Genomic DNA, 20394 nt, shown 5'->3' on the forward strand with positions numbered 1-20394 from the left:
GGCGGGCGCGCGGTCCCGCCGGCGGTGGCGAGCACCTCGGCGAGCCCGGCGGCGGTCGGGCGCTCGAACACCGACCGGACTTCCAGCTCGGCGTTCAGGGTCGTCCGGATCCGGGCGATCAGCCGGGTGGCCAGCAGGGAATGGCCGCCGAGGGCGAAGAAGCTGTCGTCCGGGCCGACCCGCGGCAGGCCGAGGACGTCGGCGAACAGCTCGCACAGCTGCCGTTCGAGCGGGGTGCGCGGCTCGCGGTCGGACGTCGGCGCCGCCGGGTCCGGCGACGGCAGCGCGCGGCGGTCGAGCTTGCCGTTGGCGGTCACCGGGAGCGCGTCGAGGACGACGATCGCCGACGGCACCATGTGCTCCGGCAGCCGCTCGGCGGCCAGGGCCCGCAGGTCCGCGGACAACGTGCTGACACGGCGGAACCGGCCGGGGTTGCCGGTGTAGGACAGCAAGCTCTGCGCCCCGGGCCGGAACGCACCGGCGGTCTCGCCGTTCGTGAACAGGACGTCGACCGAGCCGTCACCGGCCGCGGACCACGTGACGACCGTGCGGAAGCCGCGAGCCTCACCGAGTTCGTACCAGTCCTCGGGGTTGACACCGTCCGTGGTGCGTCCATTGGGGACACCGTCGACGCGCAACCCGTCGCCGAGCCGCGCCGCCACCTCGTCCACAGTGGATACGTCTGTGCCCCAAGCGAGCACCGGGACGTCCGTCTCCGAGAGGGTTCCCGGCCGCAGGACGACGTCGTAGCGGTACTGGGTCAGCTCGTTGACGGCCCGTCCCCGCTTGACGCGGACGTCCGCGGCGATCCCGTCGAGACCGGCGAAGAACTCCGGCGCGACGAGCAGTTCCTTCTCCCGCAGCAGGTTCTGTTCGACGTCACCGCCGCGCGCCTCGGCCACGGCGGTGTGGAACGCCCGGACCTGGCGCAGGTCCCGGACGTCGCCGATGAACAGCGCCCCGCCCGGGGCCAGCAGATCCAGGGCTTTCCGCACGACGTCCAGCAGGTAGGTCCCGCTCGGGAAGTACTGGATGACGGAGTTGAGCACGATCGTGTCGAAGAACCCGGACGGCAGCCCGGTGACGTCGGCGGCGTCGCGGGTGCGGAGTTCTACGCGCCCGGCCAGCTCCGGATCGGCCTCGACCCGGCGGCCCAGCGACGCGATGACCTCGGCGGAGAAGTCCGTGCCCCAATAGGTTTCGCAGTCCGGGGCCAGCTCGGTCAGCAGCAAGCCGGTGCCGACGCCGATCTCCAGGACCCGTTTCGGCGCCAGGGACCGGATCCGCGTGACGATCGCGTCACGCCACTCGCGCATCTCGGCCACCGGGATCGGCTCGCCGGTGTAGCTGGAGTTCCACCCGGCGAAGGCGTCGCCGTCCCCGGAGTACATCGAGTCGTACAGCTCACGCCATTCGCCGACCTGCTCGGTCTCGACACCGGCCGGGCTTTCGGTGTCGGCGGGCACGACGTACCCGACCAGGCGGACGTCACCCGGGCGGTCTTCCCTGGCGACGACCACGGCGTGGGCGACGTCGTCGTGCGCGGACAGCGTCGCGGCGATCTCGCCGGGCTCGACGCGGAAGCCGCGGATCTTGACCTGCTCGTCGCCGCGGCCGAGGAACTCGAGGACGCCGTCGGCGCGGAAGCGGGCCAGGTCGCCCGTGCGGTACATCCGCGTGCCGGGGGCGCCGAACGGGTCGGCGACGAACCGCTCCGCCGTGAGCCCGGCACGGCCGAGGTAGCCGCGGGCAAGCTGGACACCGGCGAGGTACAGCTCGCCTGCCGTGCCGGGCGGGACCGGGCGCAGGGCGGCGTCGAGCACGTAGGTCCGGGTGTTCCAGACCGGACGGCCGATCGGGACGGCGACGTCCACAGTGGACGTATGCCAGGCAGTGACGTCGACCGAGGCTTCGGTGGGGCCGTAGAGGTTGTGCAGTTCGGCGTCCAGCACCCGGCCGAACTGCGCGACGGCGTCCGGCGGCAGCGCCTCCCCGCTGCAGAGGACCCGGCGCAGGGTGGTGCACTCCCCCGCCGCCGGCTCCTGCAGGAAGACCTGGAGCATCGACGGGACGAAGTGGACGGTCGTGATCCCGCGGCCGCGGATCAGCCGGGCCAGGTAGGCGGGATCCTTGTGCCCGTCCGGTCGCGCGAGCACCTCGGTGGCGCCGGTGACGAGCGGCCAGAGGAACTCCCACACCGAGACGTCGAAGCTGGACGGCGTCTTCTGCAGCACGCGGTCGTCGCCGGTGAGACCGTACTCGTCCTGCATCCACAGCAGCCTGTTGACGATGCCCTCGTGCGGCACCACGACGCCCTTGGGGCGCCCCGTCGACCCGGACGTGTAGATCACGTACGCCGGGTTTTCCGGCCGCGGCACGACGTCGAGCGGCGCATCGGACACGCCCGCGACGGTGTCCGGGTCGTCGAGGAGCAGGGCACCCGGCACGGCGGTCTCGCCGACGGCCAGCACCAGCGCCGGAGCGGCGTCTTCGAGCATGAACGCGATGCGCTCGGCCGGGTAGCCCGGGTCGAGCGGCAGGTAGGCCGCGCCCGTTTTGAGCACGGCGAGGATCGCCGTCACCAGGTGCGTCGAGCGCGGCAGCGCGAGGGCGACCACGCGCTCGGGCCCGGCGCCCCGCGCGGCCAGCGCGCGGGCGAGGCGGTTCGAAGCGGCATCCAGCTCGGCGTAGCTGAGTTCTTCGTCCTCGAAGACCAGCGCGGGGTGGTCGGGGGTGCGGGTGACCTGAGCGGCGAACAGCTCGGGCGCGGTGACCGCCGGGACGTCCTCGACCGGACCGGACCAGGTCGCTTCGAGGCCGTCGCGCTCGGCCGGGGTGAGCACGTCGAGGGTGCCGAGCCGGCGGTCCGGCGCCGAGACGACCTGGCGGAGCAGGACCTCCAGCCGGTCGACGAGCCCGGTCACCCTGGCCCGGTCGAACACCTCGGCGTTGAACTCGGCCTGGCCGTGCAGCCCGTCGGCGCGTTCGGTGAAGGAGAACCAGAGGTCGAACTTGGCCGTGCCGGTGCCGACCGGCTGCTCGGTGACGGTCAGCCCGGGCAGCTCGACGCCGGCGCCCGGGGTGTTCTGCCAGGCGAGCATGGTCTGGAACAGCGGGTGGTGCGCCAGCGAACGCGCCGGGTTCAGCGCCTCGACGAGCCGCTCGAACGGCACGTCCTGGTGGGCGTAGGCGTCGAGGCTGCGCTCGCGCACCCGGGCGACGAGGTCCCGGAAGGACGGGTCGCCACCGGTGTCCACGCGCAGCACCAAGGTGTTGACGAAGAACCCGACCAGGTCGTCGAGCGCCGGGTCGGTGCGGCCGGCGATCGGGGTGCCGATCGGGATGTCCGTGCCGCCGCCGAGCCGGGACAGCAGCGCGGTCAGGCCCGCGTGCACGACCATGAACGGGCTCGCGCCGCACGCGCGCGCGAGGTCCGCGAGGCCGGCCTGGAGCCCGGCATCCCAAGCGAAGGTGAAGAAGCCGCCGCGGTAGGCGGAGACCGCCGGGTGCGGGCGGTCGAGCGGGAGGGTGATCCGCTCGGGCAGGCCGTCGAGAGTGCCGCGCCAGTAGTCGAGCTGCTTGCCTTCCTCGGTGGCGAGCAGTTCTCGTTGCCAGAGCGTGTAATCCACGTACTGGACCGGCAGCGGAGTCCACTCGGGAGCGTCGCCCCGGAGGCGGGCGCGGTACGCCGTGGCGATGTCCTGCCAGAGCGGCGACAGCGACCAGCCGTCGGCGGCGATGTGGTGCACGACCAGGACGAGCACGTGCCGGCGCGGATCGACGGCCAGCAGTTCGGCGCGCACCGGGACGCCGGCGCCGAGGTCGAAGACCCCGCGCACGAGAGCGTCCACTTCGGCATCCACATCGGACACCTCGCGGACGGTCAGCGCGACCGTCCCTTCAGGAAGGACTTCCTGGTACGGCACGCCGTCGACGACCGGGAAGACCGTGCGCAACGCCTCGTGCCGGCACAGGACGTCGTTCAGCGCCGAGCGCAGCGCGTCGACGTCCAGCTCACCGGACAGGCGCATGACGAGCGGGACGTTGTAGGTCGCCGACCCGCCTTCGAGGCCGTGCAGGAACCACAGCCGCTGCTGCGCGAACGACAGCGGCAGCCGCTCGGGCCGCTCGGTGACACGGGTCAGCGGACGCCGTTCGGTGCCGGTGACGGGCCCGGCGAGGAGTTCGGCGAGCGCGGCCGGGGTCGGCGCGTCGAACACCGCGCGCACCGGCACCTCGGCGCCGACGGCCGCGCGGATGCGCTGGACCAGCCGGGTGGCCAGGAGGGAATGCCCGCCGAGGGCGAAGAAGTCGTCGACGGGGCCGGCCTGCGGCACGCCGAGGACGTCGGCGAACATTTCGCACAGCAGCTGCTCGACGGGGTTGCGGGGCGCGCGGCCCGGCCCGGCGGTGAACCGGTCCGGGCTCGGCAGCGCCTTGCGGTCGAGCTTGCCCGAAGCCAGCACCGGCAGCTTGTCCAGCACGACGAACGCCGACGGCACCATGTACAACGGCAGCCGGTCGCGCACGTGCGCACGCAGCGACGCGACGAACGCGCCGGTCAACCGCCGGGCCACCGGGTTGTTGGCGTACGAGCCGGGTGTTCCGGTCCGGCGCCCCGGCCGGTAGCTGCGCCCCAAGGTGGCCTTGGTTGCGTCTGACGCACCGAAGGCCGCCTTGGGTGCGTCAGACGCACCGAAGGCCACATTGGGGCGCTCGAAGACGGCTTCCAGCTCGCCGGCCTCGGCGGCCAACGTCACCGCGACCCGGTAGCCCGCGCCGTCACCGAGCCGGTGCAGGGCTTCCGGGTCGACGCCGTCGCGCCCGTCGAGAGCTTCGAGAGCGGCCGCCGGGACGGCTTCGTCGAGGGCGCTGACCGCGGCCAGCTCGCCGGACAGCCGCGCGTCCGGGATGCCGGTGACGCGCAGCCGCTCCGGCGCCTCGGCGGCCAGGAACCGCTCGATCGCGCCAAGGTCGCCGAACGCGACCACCTGCTCGTCGGCCGCGGCCGGCCGGGATCCCTTGCGCAGCACGACGTCGTAGCGGTGCCGGGTCAGCTCGTTGTGGGCGTGGCCGCGCTTGACCCACAGGTCGACGTCGTCGAAACCGTCGAGGCCGCGCACCAGCGCCGGGAAGAAGTCCGGGTCGAGAACCAGCTCGCCCTCGCGCGCGATGGCCTGGTCGACCGCCGCGACGTCGCCCCGGCCGTGCCGCAGCTCGACGGCGGTCCGGAACGCCCGCAGCGACCGCAGGTTGCGGATGTCGCCGAGGAAGATCGTCCCGCCGGGCTCCAGGACGCCGGCGGCGGTCTTCACGACCTCCGCGAGGTAGTCCGCGCTCGGGAAGTATTGGGCGACGGAGTTGATGATCACGGTGTCGAACGGTTCGTCCGGCAGCTCACCCAAGTCGTGCGCCGGGCGCGCGGCCAGGTGGACCTTGCTCGCGAACGACGTCGCCGCGACCTCGCGCCGGACGTTCTCGATCGCGCTCTCGGACAGGTCGACGCCCCAGTACTCCTCGGCGTCCGGCGCGATCCTCGACAGGATCAGCCCGCTGCCGACCCCGATCTCCAGCACCCGCTTCGGCCGCAGCGACCGGATCCGGTCGATCGTCGCCGCGTGCCACTCGCGCATCTCGCTCAGCGGGATTTGCGAGCCGTCGTAGCTGGAATTCCAGCCGGCGAAGTTCTCTTCGATGCCCCGGGAACCGGCGAGCATCTCTTCGTGGACGTCGTGCCATTCGTCGACGTGCCCCTGCTCGGCCGCCTGGTCGCGGACGGGCACCGGCACGGCGTACGCGATCAGCCGCCCGTCCTGCGCGACGACGACCGACTGGCCCACACGCGGGTGCTCGGCGAGGACGGACTCGATCTCGCCCAGCTCGATCCGGTACCCGCGGATCTTGACCTGGTCGTCCGCGCGCCCCAGGAACACCAGCCGGCCGTCCGGCAGCCACTTCACCAGGTCACCGGTGCGGTAAAGCCGTCCGCCGGAACCGAACGGGTCCGCCACGAACCGCTCCGCCGTCAGCCCCGGCCGCCCGAGATAACCCCGCGCCAACCCCGAACCGGCGAGGTACAGCTCGCCGACGGCACCGACCGGGACCGGCGCCAAGTGCGCGTCGAGGACGTACGCGCGGGTCCCCGGGTCCGGCACACCGATCGGCACGGCCGATCCCGGCGCGATCTCCGGGTCGCACAGCCCGAGCGTCGAGTTCGTCGTGGCCTCGGTCGGGCCGTAGGCGTTGAACATCCGCCGCCCCAGCGCCCAGCGGCGCACCAGCTCCGGCGACACGCGCTCGGTGCCCGCGAGAAGGACGCTGTCACGCGGCAGGTCGCAGTCCTCGGGGAACTCGGCGAGCAGCGCGGGCGGCAGGATCATGAAGTCGACGCCCTTGGCGTGGGCGTACTCGGCCAGCTCCGGGCCGGGCACGCGCCGTTCGGCGGGCACGATCACCAGCCTGCCGCCCGAAAGCAGGCCGAGGCACAGGTCCCAGAACGCGACGTCGAAACTCGGGGACGCGAACTGCAGCACCCGGCTGTGCGGGCCCACGCCGAACCGCTCCGACTGCGTCGCCACCAGCTTCGCCACGCCCGCGTGGGAAACGACGACCCCCTTGGGCCGTCCGGTGGAACCCGAGGTGTAGATGACATAGGCCGCGTTCGCCGGGACGATCGGCGCTGCCGGGTCCGTCGCCGGTGCCGCGTCGAGGTCCGCTTCGTCCAGGAGCAGGACGTCGCCGTCGAAGCGGCCGGCGAGTTCGCCGGTGGTCACCACGCACACCGGACGCGCGTCGGACACCATGAAGGCGATCCGCTCGGCCGGGTAGTCCTGGTCCAGCGGCAGGTACGCGGCGCCGGCCTTGAGCACGGCCAGCTCGGCCACGATCATGTCGAGCGAGCGCGGGACGGCGAGGGCGACCACGCGTTCCGGCCCGGCACCGCGGCCGATGAGGACGTGGGCGAGCCGGTTGGCGCGCGCGTCCAGTTCGGCGTAGGTCAGCTCCTCGTCCTCGAAGACGAGCGCGACGGCGTCCGGGTTCTCGCGGACCCGGGCCGCGAACAGCTCCGGCAGCGTCGAAAGCGGCGTCGCGAGGTCCGTGTCGTTCCAGCCGTCCAGGATCTCGCGCAGCTCCGGCGCGCTCATCAGGGCGAGCCGGTCGACCGGCCACTGTGGACGCTCGGCCGCCTCGGCGAGGAGGTGCCCCAGGTGGCCGAGCAGGCGGTCCACAGTGGACTCGTCGAGGACGTCGGGGCGGTAGCGCAGCCCGGCCGCGGTCAGGTTCAGGTCCAGCGGGAGGTCCGTTTCGGCGCCGAAGCCGACGTTGACGAGCACCGCTCCCCCGCGCCCGAGCTCGGGGTCCAGCTCGGCGACCAGGTCGGCGAACGGCACCTCGTGCGCCAGCGCTTCCTCGCGCGCCTCGCGCACACGTGACACGACGTCGGCGAACCCGGGCGAGCCACCCAGGTCCACCCGCAGCGGCACCAGCGAGCCGATCCCGAGCAGGACGTCGGCGGTTCCCGCATACCGGGACAACAGCACCGTGAACGCCGCCAGCAGCGTCAGCTCGTCGGCCTCGGGCACCGGCCGGCCCAGCAGCACCGGGGCGGCGGGCTCCGCGGGGTACGGCCGGTCGACCGGCAGCGGCAGCTCCTTCGGCGCCGAAGCGAGGCGGTCACGCCAGAAACCCAGCCCCGACACCTGCTGCACAGCGTCACCGTTGCTCACCGGTAGACCAGCCTCCCGCTGCTCACGGCGCCTCCAACGAGGCGCGAACTTAGGTGACCCTAACAAACGGATGGTGAGGATGCACTCCTGTACCATCGGTTAGCCTTACCTAAAATCAGTACCAGTCGGAGGTGCGGTGCGAACAGACCCCGGAGGGATCGCTCTCACGCGACGCCCGCCACACACGGGCCGCGCGCTCGGTCTGCTGGCCGCTCTCGGTGTGCTGGTTTTCCTGTGCCTGCTGAGCGTCTGGCTGGGCTCGAAGGAGATCTCGTTCGGCGCCGTCTGGCAGGTGCTGTGGCACGACGACGGATCGGCCGACGCGGTGATCATCCACAGTGTCCGGATGCCGCGGACCCTGCTCGCCGTCCTCGTGGGCGCCGCGCTCGGCCTGGCGGGCACGGTGATGCAGGCGCTGACCCGCAACCCGCTGGCCGACCCCGGGTTGCTGGGCATCAGCGCCGGGGCCGCGTTCGCCATCGTCTTCTCGATCACCGTGCTCGGCGTCAGCTCGCTCTACGGCTACGTGTGGTTCGCCTTCGCCGGTGCGCTCGGCGCGACCGCCGTCGTCTACTACCTCGGCACCCGCGGCCGCAGCGGGTCGAGCCCGGTCAAGCTGGCCCTCGCCGGGGCCGCCGTCACGGCGCTGCTCGGCTCGTTCACCAGCGCGATGGTGCTGTCGGACCCGGTGGCGCTCAACCGCTTCCGCTTCTGGTCGGCCGGTTCCCTCGCCGGTGTCGACGGCGGTTCGCTGCTGCGGATCCTGCCGTTCCTGCTCGTCGGCGTGGTGCTGGCGGTCGCGAGCGGCCCGGCGCTGAACAGCCTCGCGCTCGGTGACGACGTCGCGGTCGCACTCGGGCGGCGGCTCGGCCCGCTGCGGCTGCGCGGCGCGCTGGCCGTCACGCTGCTGACCGGCGCGTCGGTCGCCGTCGCCGGCCCGATCGTCTTCCTCGGCCTGATCGTCCCGCACGCCGTCCGGTTCCTCATCGGCCCCGACCACCGCTGGCTGCTGCCCTACACCGCCGTGCTCGCGCCGTGCCTGCTGCTGGCCGCCGACATCCTCGGCCGGGTCATGGCACGGCCGGGGGAAGTCCGCGCCGGCGTGATCGTCGCGTTCCTCGGCGCCCCGTTCTTCATCTACCTGGTCCGCCGCCGCAAGCTGGTGGAGTCCTGACATGAGCCTGCTGCAGGTGCGGCGCGACCGGGTCACCTTCCGCCTCGCGAAACCCGCGGTGTCCGGCCAGGTCCGGCTCCGGCTCGCCGCCGTCTCGCTCGTCCTCGCCGTGCTGGCGTTCGCGTTGTTCTGCGTGGGCATGACGATCGGCGACGTCCCGCTCAGCGTGCCGGACGTGCTGTCGGCGGTGTTCGGCGGCGGTGACAGCGGAACCGCTTACATCGTCGGAGAACTGCGCCTGCCGCGAGCGCTGACCGGACTGCTCGCCGGGGTCGCGTTCGGCGCGTCCGGCGCAGTGTTCCAGACCATCACCCGTAACCCGCTGGCGAGCCCGGACATGATCGGCATCAACGCGGGCGCGGCCACCGCCGTCGTCGCGGGCATCTCGTTCGGCTTCGGCGGCGGGCTCGGAACCACGACGCTCGGCCTGCTCGGCGGGCTGCTGACCGGGTTGCTCGTGTACGTGCTCGCCTGGCGGCGCGGCACCACCGGCTACCGGATCATCCTGGTCGGCATCGGGATCTTCGCGATGTGCACCAGCCTGACCGACTACCTGCTCAGCCGCGCGCAGATCACCGAAGCGCAGGCGTCGATCGGCTGGCTCGTCGGGAACCTCGCCAACCGCGGCTGGGAGCACGTCCTCCCCCTGGCGGGCGCGCTGGCCGTGCTGCTACCCCTGCTGCTGGCGCTGTCGCGGTGGATGCGCACGCTGCAGCTCGGCGACGAGGTGGCCGCCGGGCTCGGCACCCCGGTCCAGCCGGTCCGGCTCGGCCTGCTGCTGTCGGGCGCCGGTCTCGTCGCCTTCGCGACGGCGTCCGCGGGCCCGGTTTCGTTCGTGGCGCTGACCGCGCCGCAGATCGCGCAACGCCTGGCACGCCAGACATCGCCGCCGCTCATCGCGTCCGCGCTCACCGGCGCGGTCGTCGTGCTGGGCAGCGACATCCTGGCGCGCACCGTCACGGCGTCCCCGCTGCCGGTCGGCATCGTGACCGGCGCACTCGGCGCCCCGCTCCTGCTCTGGCTGCTGGCCAGGGCCAACCGATCCGGTTCCGGAGGCTGACCCATGGAAACACCGTCGCTGCGGGTGAAGGAGCTGCGCGTCGCCTACGACGACCAGATCGTCATCGACGACCTCGACCTCGACATCCCGCCCGGCCGGATCACCGCGATCGTCGGGGCGAACGCGTGCGGGAAGTCGACGTTGCTGCGCACGCTGGCCCGTCTGCTCACGCCGAAGTCGGGCGGGGTCTACCTCGACGGCCGCTCGATCCACGACCTGCCGACCCGCCAGGTCGCCCAACGGCTCGGGATCCTGCCGCAGTCCCCGGTGGCGCCGGAAGGCATGACGGTCGCCGACCTCGTCGGCCGCGGCCGCGCGCCGCACCAGAGCTGGTGGCGGCAATGGTCCACTTCGGACGAAGGCGCGGTGCGCGCGGCCCTGGCGGCCACGCAGATGACCGACCTGGCCGACCGCCCGGTCGACGAGCTGTCGGGCGGCCAGCGCCAGCGCGCGTGGATCGCGATGGCGGTCGCGCAGGGCACGCCGGTGCTGCTGCTCGACGAACCCACGACGTACCTCGACCTGGCGCACCAGATCGACGTGCTCGACCTGGTCGTCGACCTCAACCGCGGCGAAGGCCGCACGGTCGTGATGGTGCTGCACGACCTGCCGCAGGCCTGCCGCTACGCCGACCACGTGATCGCGATGAAGGCGGGCCGGATCGTGGCTTCCGGCGCGCCGGCCGACGTGATCACCGAGGAGCTGGTGGACGAGGTGTTCGACGTCCGCTGCCGGATCACCCCGGACCCGGTGAGCGGCACCCCGATGGTGATCCCGATCAGCCGCCACCACCCCGCCCCGGCGCACCAGGGCTGAGCTATCCTGGGGTTCGGCCCGCCCCGCGTGTTCCGGGGAACGTCCGGCCGAAACCCCCTCCAGGAAGCAGAGCCATGTTCGTGCTGCCCGAAATCACCACCGGTCCCGAGCGCCACCTGCTGGAAGCCACGATGGACCGCCAGCGGCGCGCCGTCATCGACGTCGCACGCGGGCTGTCGGAGGCCGACGCCCGCGTGCGGCTGGTCGCGTCCGCGACCACGCCGATCGGGCTGGTCAAGCACGCCGCCATGGCCGAACGCCGGTGGTTCCAATGTCTCCTGCAGGGCCTCGACGAGTCCGAATGCGACGGTCCGACGACGCCGGGCGACCCCAGTTTCGCCGTCGCGGAAGGCGAAACCGTGGCCGACGTGATCGCCGAGTTCGAGCGGGCGAGCGCGCGCTCACGCGAAATCGCGGCCCGCTTCGACCTCGACGAAACCCGCACCCACGACGTCCTCGGCGCGGTCAACCTCCGGTTCGTCTACCTGCTGCTGATCGAGGACTTCGCCCGTCACGCCGGCCACGGCGACATCCTGCGGGAGCAGCTCAGCGCGCGCTGACGGCGTACTCCCCCGCCGGCTCCGCGACCACCCGTCGGTCCACAACGGACTGGAGGATCTCGCCCACCCGCACCGCCGTGTTCGACAGCAGCGAAGACGTGATGCCGTGCGTGTGCTCGGTGCCGCCCTGGAGGTAGATCCCGCCGCGCAGCACCGGTTCCGTCGTGAGGCGGTAGTCGCGCTCGACGCGCAGCCGGCCCTCTTCGTCGCGCGAACAGCGGGCACCGAGCTCGCCCAGCAGCGGGGTCGGGTCGGCAGGCCGGTACCCGGTGGCGTAGACGACCGCGTCGGCTTCCAGCACCGTGCGCTCGCCCGTCGTCAGTGATTCGACGGTGGCCGTCACCGCGGTTCCGGTGTCGGTGACCTCGACAGGGCGCGAGACGTTCAGCAGCCGCAGCCGTTCCACGCCGAGGACCTTCTCGCGGTAGACGCGGCGGTACAGCTCGTCGATCAGGTCGATGTCGACGGCCGAGTAGTTCGTCGCGCCGTGGTAGCGCATCAGGCGGTCCTTGACCGGCTCGCCCGCGCGGTAGAACTGGTCGACGGCTTCCGGGTCGAAGATCCGGTTCGCGAACGAGCTGTCGTCGGCCGGGCTGTAGCCGTAGCGGGCGAACACCGCGCACACCTCGGCGTGCGGGAACTCGTCGTGCAGCAGCGCGGCCACCTCGGCCGCGCTCTGCCCGGCGCCCACGACGACGAACCGCTTCGGCGACGTGCCGCGCAGGGCGTCGACGCGGAACAGCAGTTCGCTGTTGTGCCAGATCCGCGGCCCGGCGGTGATCCCCTCGGGCAGCTGCGGGCGCAGGCCCGTGCCCACCACCAGGTTCCGGGCGCGCAACGCCGAGCCGTCCGACGCCTCGACGTCGAAGTAGGCCACTTCCGAGCCGTCGTACACCGGCTTCACGGAGACGACCTCGGTGCCGTACGAGACGACGTCGTCGACCTTCGCGGCCGCCCACTCGAAGTAGTCGTGGAACTCGACCCGCAGCGGGAAGAGGTTCTTGTGGTTGATGAAGTCGACCAGCCGCCCCGCCTCGTGGAGGTAGTTGAGGAAGCTGAACCCGCTGGTCGGGTTCCGCATGGTGACCAGGTCTTTCAGGAACGAGACCTGCATGGTGGCGGTGTCGATGAGCATCCCGCGGTGCCAGCCGAACTTCGGCTGCCGCTCGAGGAAGTGCGCGGTCACCGGCTCCCCGGCGCCGGCGTTGTGCTCGGCGAGGGCGATCGCGAGGGCCAGGTTCGAGGGTCCGAAGCCCACGCCGACGATGTCGTAGATCGGGACCTCTGCAGTCATGTTGCTCCCTCGCGCGCTCCGGTACCGTTCAGGGAACCCTAACCTAACTTAGGCCAGCCTGGCCTAGTACGTTCGTGGTGATGTTCGTCCCCCGATCATGAAAGGCACTCTCGAATGCGCGTGGCGATGTTCGGCTACCAGACCTGGGGGCACCGGACCCTGCAGGCGCTCATCGACGCGGGGCACGAAGTCGCCCTCGTGGTGACGCACCCGAAGAGCGACCACGCCTACGAGCGGATCTGGGCCGACTCCGTCGCCGACCTCGCCGAGGCCAACGGCATCCGCGTGCTGCTCCGCAACCGCCCGGACGACGCCGAACTGCTGGCCGAGCTCAAGGCCGCCGACCTCGACCTGATCGTGGCGAACAACTGGCGCACCTGGCTGCCCCCGGAGATCTTCGAGCTCCCGCGGCACGGCACGCTCAACATCCACGACTCGCTGCTGCCGGCGTACGCGGGCTTCTCCCCGCTCATCTGGGCGCTGATCAACGGCGAGCCCGAGGTCGGCGTCACCGCCCACATGATGGACGGCGAGCTCGACGCGGGCGGCATCGTCCTGCAGCGCGCGATCCCGGTCGGCCCGGCGGACACCACGACGGACCTGTTCCACCGCACGGTCGACCTGATCGCCCCGCTCACGGCCGAAGCCATCTCGAAGATCGAGACGGGCTACACCCCGGTGCCGCAGGACCGCTCGAACGCCAGCTTCTTCCACAAGCGCGCCCGCCGCGACAGCCTGATCGACTGGACCCTCCCGCCGGCGGACCTCGAACGTTTCGTACGCGCGCTGTCCGACCCGTACCCGAACGCGTTCACCTACCACCGCGGCGAAGAGCTGCGGATCCTCAAGGCGTCGGTGTCGAAGGGGAACTACGGCGGCACGCCGGGCCGGATCTTCATCAAGGAGGGCGACGGCGTCGTGGTCGTGGCCGGCCCGCAGGCGCGGCGCGGGCAGTCGCCCGGCCTGGTGGTCGAGCGGGTCCGCACCGCCGACGGGACCGAGCTGGCGGCGCACGAGTACTTCAAGACCATGGGCGGGTACCTGACCGACCGGCCGTGACCCCAGGGTCCCGGCAATGTCGCGCGCCGGCGAGCGGGTGACCGGCCGCGGGTCGGCTGCGTGGTCTGTCCGGCGTCGCGGGGATGTTGTGAATGGGTCATTCATGTCGTCTGGTGAGGTGAATGACCCATTCATGTCATCGCGGATCGGCGGATCGGCCGTGCTACCCGACTTTGCCGGGACCCTGGGCCTTGACCCGGTGAGCGGGAAGTCCTGGCCGCCACGGGGTTCCGGCGGCCAGGATGGCCCGCATGGCCGGGATCAGCTACCTCGACGACCACCGCACCTGGGTGCTCACCGGCGCAGCCACCACGTACGCGCTGCGGCTCGACGAGGACGACGTCCCCACCCACGTCTACTGGGGTCCCCGGCTCTCCCCGCCCGAGGTCGTCGAACTCACCGCGAAAACGCTTCCCCGCTGGGACGGCTTCAACGACCCCAACGAAGGCCTCGACGAACTCGCGGCGGACGGCGGCACCCGCTACTGGACCCCGGCGCTGCAACTCCGCTTCGCCGACGGCACCCGCGGCCTCGAATGGCGGTACGAAACCCACGAGAGCACCGGGAACCACCTCGAGATCTTCTTCGCCGACCGCCACTACCCCGTACGGCTGACGCTCCACTACCGCTTCCGGGGAGACGTCCTCGAACGCTGGACCGAGCTGTCCGCGGACACCGACGTCGAGGTCGCCCGCGCCGACTCCGCGACCTGGGTGCTGCCCGTCCTCGAGGACTACCGGCTCAGCCACGCCACCGGCCGCTGGGCCGCGGAAACCCAGCTCCGACGTGAAGCCGTCCCACACGGGGAAACCGTCTTCGGCAGCCGCCGCGGGATCACCAGCCACCACGCCAACCCGTGGGTCATGGTCGACGACGGCACCGCCACCGAACGCCACGGCGAGGTCTACGGCGTCGCGCTCGCGTGGAGCGGGTCGTGGCGCCTCACCACCACCCGGTCCTCGACCGGGCGCCTCACGATCAGCGGTGGTTTCGGCCAAGACGGCGTCGTCCACCACGTCGGGCCGGGAAAGCCGCTGACCACGCCGGTCGCGGCCGGGCTCCGCACCGACGGCGGGTTCGGTGCCGCGAGCCGCGCGTGGCACGCCTACGTCCGCGAACACGTCCTGCCCCACCCCGGGGAACTGCGTCCGGTGCTCTACAACTCGTGGGAGGCCACGGGTTTCGAGGTCTCCGAAGCCGGGCAACGCGCGCTCGCCGAGCGGGCCGCGGCGCTCGGCGTCGAGCTGTTCGTGCTGGACGATGGGTGGTTCGGCGCCCGCACCGGCGACCACGCCGGGCTCGGCGATTGGCACGTCAACCGCGAGCGCTTCCCCGATGGCCTCCAGCCGCTGGTGGACGCGGTGCACGCGCTGGGCATGAAGTTCGGCCTGTGGGTCGAGCCCGAAATGGTCAACCCCGACAGCGATCTGTACCGCGCCCACCCGGACTGGGTGCTGCACCACGCGCACCGGCGGCGCTCGGAACTGCGCAAGCAGCTCGTCCTCGACTTCGCGCGGCCCGACGTCGCCGCGTGGGCGCACAGCTGGCTCGACCGGCTCGTCGGCGACCACGGCGTCGACTTCCTCAAGTGGGACATGAACCGCCCGTTCAGCGAAGCGGGCCGGCCGGGCGAGGCGGACCAGGACCGGGTGTGGGTCGAGCACACCCGGGCCGTTTACGCGATCCTGGACCGGCTCCGGGAAGATCACCCCGGTCTGCGGATCGAGGCGTGCAGCGGTGGCGGCGGCCGGATCGACCTCGGCGTGCTCGCCCGCGCCGACCAGGTCTGGCCGTCCGACAACACCGACGCCCTCGACCGGCTGCGCGTCCAGCACGGCTACAGCCAGCTCTACCCGGCCCGCGCGATGTCGGCGTGGGTCACCGACAACCCGAACTTCGTCACCGGCCGCTCGGTGCCGCTGCGCTTCCGGTTCCACGTCGCCATGGCCGGCGTCCTCGGCCTCGGCGGTGACATCGCGCGCTGGCCCGAAGCCGACCTCGCGTTCGCCCGGGAGATGATCGCGCGGTACCGGGACATCCGGCCCGTGGTGCAGCACGGCGCGCTGCACCGCCTCCGGCCGCCGTCCGACGACGGGCTCGTGGCACTCCAGTACGTCCTCGGCGACCGGTCGGTCGTGTTCGCCTACCGGCAGGCCGCGCACTTCGCCGAGCCGGACCGGCCGCTGCGGCTCGGCGGGCTCGATCCCGCTGAGCGGTACCTGGATCCGGACTCCGGGACGACGCACAGCGGGGCCGTGCTGCTCGCCCACGGACTGCGTCTCGGCCTCCCGACCGGCGACTTCGCGAGCACGGTGATCCGGTTGGAGCGAATTCCCCGCTAGAGATCCGATCTATCGGCCGCTCTTCGAGAGTTTCACTGCCCTCTACTGCTTGACAGCCCCTCAGACATCAGATCAAATGCGTCATACATCACATCTGGAGGGCTCGATGAGACGGACATTGGCGCTCGGCGCGGCGGCGCTCCTGGCGGTGAGCGCGTGCTCGGTCGGCTCGAACACCGGCGGCGGCACCGAGATCACCTTCCTGACCTTCGAAACCCCGAACCTCACCCCGGCCTACTGGGACGCCGCCATCAAGCGCGTCACCGACAAGAACCCGGGCATGAAGGTGAAGAAGCTCGTCGCGCCGACCGCCGACGGCCGGACGTCGTACGCCAAGCAGCTCCTGCAGTCCGGCCAGTTCCCGGACGTGCTGATCGCCGTCGACTCGGCCGGTTTCGCCGAAGCCGGCAACCTCTACGCCTGGACGGCCGACGAGCTCAAGGACTTCCAGTTCCCGGACGCCAACCCGGTCAACGGGAAGCACTACCAGCTGCCGGCGAACACCCAGACCATCCCGCCGGTCTACTACAACAAGAAGATGTTCGCCGACGCCGGCATCGCCGCGCCGCCGAAGACGTGGGACGAACTCGTCGCCGACGCGGGAAAGCTGAAGGACAAGGGTTTCGCGCCGTTCACCATCGGCGGGGGCAAGGACGGCTTCCCGTCGTCGATGATCCTCTCCGGCCTGGTCGGCACCGAGGTCTACAACACGATGCCGGACTGGCTGACCCGGCGCCGCCAGGGCCAGGTCAAGTTCACCGATCCCGCGTTCCAGCACGCCTTCGCGAAGCTCGCCGACCTGGCCGCGAAGGGGTACGTGGACAAGACCAGCGTGTCGCGCGACTACGCGGCGACCGAGCAGGGCTTCCTCGACGGCAAGAGCGCGATGTACCCGATGGGCAACTGGTTCGCCGCGAACGCCGACTCGAAGAAGCACGACTTCGAGGTGGGCGTCTTCGACTTCCCCACCGAGGACGGCAAGCTCGTCGTCCCGGCCTACACCGGCGGCGGCATGATCGTGAACGCCAAGGCCACGAACCTCGACGCCGCCAAGAAGTTCGCCCTCGGCTTCCAGCTCGACAAGGACCAGCTCGACGCCTCGGTCAAGGCCGACGGCCTGTTCCCGGCCATCAAGGGCTACACCCCGCCGGCCGACGTCGGCCCGACCTTCAAGGCCGGGTACGAGCTGTACACGCGGGCCGTCCAGCAGAACGCCGTGGTGCACGCGTTCCGGTGGGAGACCGCCGACGACGGGCTGCTGCCCGGCATGAAGGACAAGGTCGACCAGGCCGCCCAGGACGTCATCACCGGCCGCAAGTCCGTGGCCGACGCGTGCGCGTTCCTGGACACCGAGTGGGCGAAGGCGGGCTGACTTGGCCAGCCGCAAGCCGGTCCTGCCGCGGGTCGGGCACTTCGCTTCGTTCGGCGCTCCCGGCGTGCTCGTCTACCTGTGCTTCGTGCTGGCCCCGATCCTGATCAGCTTCGGGTACAGCCTGACGAACTACAACCCGTTCAACCCGCCGGTGAAGTTCACCGGGCTCGACAACTACCGGCTGCTGCTTTCCGACGAGCAGTTCCTCACCGCGCTTCGGGTGACCACGATCCTGACGCTGATCGTGGTCGTCGTGCCCAACGTCCTCGGCCTCGGCGTCGCCCTGCTGCTGGACCGGAAAGGCTGGCTGTACAACGCTTTGCGGAGCGTGTTCTTCACGCCGGTGATCCTCAGCTCGGTCGTCGTCTCGATCGTCTGGTCGCGGCTGCTCGACGACGCGGGACCGCTCAACAGCCTCTTGCGGGCGCTCGGCGTCGAGCACCCGCCCGGATGGCTGTCGGACCCCGATCTGGCGCTCTACTCGGTCGCCTCGATCGTGTGCTGGCAGATGCTCGGGTTCTGCGTCGTCGTCTACCTGGCCGGGCTGCAGGGCGTGCCCGCGGAACTGCTGGAGGCCGCGGAGATCGACGGCGCCGGGCCGCTGCGCCGGTTCCGCGCGGTCACCTGGCCGCTGCTCGCGCCGTCGCTGACGATCAACACGGTGGTGCTGCTCATTTCGGCGTTCAAGACCTACGACTACGTCAAGGTGATCACCAACGGCGGCCCGGGTTCCGGTGCCACCGCGACGATCGCGTTCGACGTGCTGCAGACCGGCTTCGACGCCAACCACGTCGGCTACGCGTCCGCGATGGCCGTGCTGATGCTGGTGATCGTCGCGGTCGTGACGACCGTCGTGCTGAACTTCCTCCGCCGCCGGGAGGTGGACCTGTGACCCGCCCCGCGGTCGCCGTCGCCGTCAGCGCGGTGTTCTTCGTGCCGCTGTACCTGGTGCTGGCCAACGTCTTCAAACGCGGCGACCTGATCGCCGGGGACCCGGCGTCGCTCCCGCTGCCGCCGACGCTCGCGAACATCCACGCGGTGCTGACCCGACCGGACGGGCTGTTCTGGGTCAGCCTGACCAACAGCGTCGTGGTCACCCTGTCGTCGATCCTGGTGTTGACGGTGCTTTCGGCGATGCTCGGCCACTACCTCGCGCGCTCGGGCAAGCGGTGGACGAAGGTGCTGACGCTGGTGCTGCTGGCCGGGCTGATGATCCCGCCGCAGGTCATCCTGATCCCGATCACGGACGTCCTGCGCGTCACCCACCTGATGGCGACGCTGCCGGGGCTGATCCTGTTCAACGTCGGCTACTACGTGCCGTTCGGGGTGTTCGTGTTCTCGGGCTTCATCCGCGGCGTCCCGGTGGAGCTGGAGGAAGCGGCGCTGCTCGACGGCGCGAGCCGGCTGCAGGTGTTCTGGCGCGTGGTCTTCCCGCTGCTGCGCCCGGCGACGGCGTCGGTGCTGATCTTCCTCGGCGTGTGGATCTGGAACGACTTCATCGACCCGCTGATCATCCTCGGCCCCAGCCAGGGCACGACGATCACGACCGGCATCTACCGCTCGATCGGCCAGTACCAGGCGGACCTGGGCAGCGTGTTCGCCCTGATGTTCCTGGCGACGCTGCCGGTGCTGATCTTCTACCTGGCACTGCAGAAGCAGTTCGTGAAGGGCCTGACCGGCGGCGCGACCAAGGGCTGACGCGTCACTTTCACGTGAAAGCGGCGCTTGTCCACAGGGACGGCGCGGCCGGCTTCACCGCTCGCGGACCTGCCCGCCGTCGACCTCCAGGCGCCGCGTGACGTGCACCGCGTCCAGCATCCGGCGGTCGTGCGTCACCAGCAGCAGCGTCCCCGGGTAGGTGTCGAGCGCCGACTCCAACTGCTCGATCGCGGGCAGGTCGAGGTGGTTCGTCGGCTCGTCGAGCACCAGCAGGTTGACCCCGCGGGCCTGCAGCAGCGCCAGCGCCGCCCGCGTCCGCTCGCCCGGCGACAGCGTCGCCGCCGACCGCAGCACGTGCGCGGCCTTGAGCCCGAACTTCGCCAGCAGCGTCCGGACGTCGGCGTCGGGGAACTCCGGGACCTCGCGCGCGAAGGCCTCGGCGAGCGGGACGTCCCCGAGGAACAGCCGCCGGGCCTGGTCGACCTCGCCGACGACGACACCCGGTCCGAGCGCGGCGTTCCCCTCGTCGAGCGGGACCCGGCCGAGCAGCGCGGCCAGCAGCGTCGACTTGCCCGCGCCGTTCGCGCCGGTGATGGCGACCTTGTCCGCCCAGTCGACCTGCAGGTCCACCGGTCCGAGGGTGAAGCCGCCGCGGCGGACGACCGCGCCGCGCAGGGTCGCGACCACCGCGCCCGCGCGCGGCGCCGCGGCGATCTCCATCCGCAGCTCCCACTCCTTGCGGGGCTCCTCGACGACGGCGAGCCGCTCGATCATCCGGTCGGTCTGCCGCGCCTTCGACGCCTGCTTCTCCGTCGCCTCGGTGCGGAACTTGCGGGCGGCCTTGTCGTTGTCGGGCTGCTTCCGGCGCGCGTTCTTGACGCCCTTCTCCATCCACGCCCGCTGCATCCGCCCGCGCGCCTCGAGCGACGCCTTCGTGTCGGCGTACTCCTCGTACTCCTCGCGCGCGTGCCGCCGCGCGACCGCGCGCTCCTCGAGGTACGCCTCGTAGCCACCGCCGTAGCTGTTGACCTGCTGCTGCGCCAGGTCCAGCTCGACGACGCGGTCGACGGTCCTGGCGAGGAACTCGCGGTCGTGGCTGACCAGGACGGTCGGCGCGCGCAGGCCCGTCACGAAGCGTTCGAGCCGGGCCAGGCCGTCCAGGTCGAGATCGTTGGTCGGCTCGTCGAGCAGGAAGACGTCGTAGCGGCTCAGCAGCAGCGACGCCAGCCCGGCCCGCGCCGCCTGGCCGCCCGAGAGCGACGTCATCGCCTGGTCGAGGTCGACGGCGAGGCCGAGGTCCGCGGCCACTTCGGCGGCGCGGTCGTCGAGGT

General features: G+C 71.6%; 12 protein-coding genes. 9 read left to right on the forward strand and 3 right to left on the reverse strand.

All coding sequences use genetic code 11. The features are described 5' to 3' along the window. On the reverse strand, positions 1–7727 hold a 7727-nt coding region (locus tag G3I65_RS52740; RefSeq protein WP_160703735.1), incomplete at its 3' end, for a non-ribosomal peptide synthetase. 136 nt (positions 7728–7863) lie between these two features. On the opposite strand from G3I65_RS52740, the gene G3I65_RS52745 reads away from it, so the two are divergent. The 4 genes from G3I65_RS52745 (at position 7864) to G3I65_RS52760 (ending at position 11337) form a co-directional block, all read left to right on the forward strand. Then, positions 7864–8901, forward strand: a complete 1038-nt coding sequence (locus G3I65_RS52745) for an iron ABC transporter permease (RefSeq protein WP_160703737.1) — start codon at positions 7864–7866, stop codon at positions 8899–8901. Position 8902: 1 nt separating this feature from the next. Further along, on the forward strand, positions 8903–9961 hold the full coding sequence (locus G3I65_RS52750; protein ID WP_160703739.1) for an iron chelate uptake ABC transporter family permease subunit: 1059 nt from the start codon (positions 8903–8905) through the stop codon (positions 9959–9961). A gap of 3 nt (positions 9962–9964) precedes the next feature. Next, positions 9965–10777, forward strand: coding sequence for an ABC transporter ATP-binding protein (locus G3I65_RS52755; protein WP_160703741.1), 813 nt, complete (start codon positions 9965–9967; stop codon positions 10775–10777). Between the two features lie 74 nt (positions 10778–10851). Beyond that, the gene (locus G3I65_RS52760) at positions 10852–11337 is read left to right on the forward strand and encodes a DinB family protein (protein ID WP_160703743.1); all 486 of its coding nucleotides are present in this window, start codon (positions 10852–10854) and stop codon (positions 11335–11337) included. On the opposite strand, the gene G3I65_RS52765 is transcribed toward G3I65_RS52760, so the two are convergent. Beyond that, the gene (locus tag G3I65_RS52765) at positions 11324–12631 is read right to left on the reverse strand and encodes a lysine N(6)-hydroxylase/L-ornithine N(5)-oxygenase family protein (protein WP_160703745.1); all 1308 of its coding nucleotides are present in this window, start codon (positions 12629–12631) and stop codon (positions 11324–11326) included. The genes G3I65_RS52760 and G3I65_RS52765 overlap by 14 nt on opposite strands. A gap of 114 nt (positions 12632–12745) precedes the next feature. Between G3I65_RS52765 and G3I65_RS52770 the strand changes: the two genes are divergently transcribed. From G3I65_RS52770 to G3I65_RS52790, 5 genes are all read left to right on the forward strand, one after another. Next, positions 12746–13690, forward strand: a complete 945-nt coding sequence (locus tag G3I65_RS52770; RefSeq protein WP_160703747.1) for a methionyl-tRNA formyltransferase — start codon at positions 12746–12748, stop codon at positions 13688–13690. Positions 13691–13941: 251 nt separating this feature from the next. Beyond that, positions 13942–16032, forward strand: a complete 2091-nt coding sequence (locus G3I65_RS52775; protein WP_160703749.1) for an alpha-galactosidase — start codon at positions 13942–13944, stop codon at positions 16030–16032. Between the two features lie 106 nt (positions 16033–16138). Next, positions 16139–17404 carry an extracellular solute-binding protein gene (locus G3I65_RS52780; protein ID WP_160703751.1) on the forward strand — a complete coding sequence of 422 codons (1266 nt, stop codon included), beginning with the start codon at positions 16139–16141 and terminating at the stop codon, positions 17402–17404. A gap of 1 nt (position 17405) precedes the next feature. Next, complete coding sequence (locus tag G3I65_RS52785; protein WP_239071986.1) at positions 17406–18296, forward strand: carbohydrate ABC transporter permease; 891 nt, start codon at positions 17406–17408, stop codon at positions 18294–18296. Continuing rightward, on the forward strand, positions 18293–19102 hold the full coding sequence (locus G3I65_RS52790; protein ID WP_125316243.1) for a carbohydrate ABC transporter permease: 810 nt from the start codon (positions 18293–18295) through the stop codon (positions 19100–19102). Before G3I65_RS52785 ends, G3I65_RS52790 begins: the two co-directional genes overlap by 4 nt. Positions 19103–19156: 54 nt before the next feature. Here G3I65_RS52790 and G3I65_RS52795 read toward each other — a convergent pair. Continuing rightward, a partial coding sequence (locus G3I65_RS52795; protein WP_160703753.1) for an ABC-F family ATP-binding cassette domain-containing protein occupies positions 19157–20394 on the reverse strand: 1238 nt, incomplete at its 5' end.

Source organism: Amycolatopsis sp. SID8362 (genome assembly GCF_010550475.1).
Lineage (GTDB): Bacteria > Actinomycetota > Actinomycetes > Mycobacteriales > Pseudonocardiaceae > Amycolatopsis > Amycolatopsis eburnea.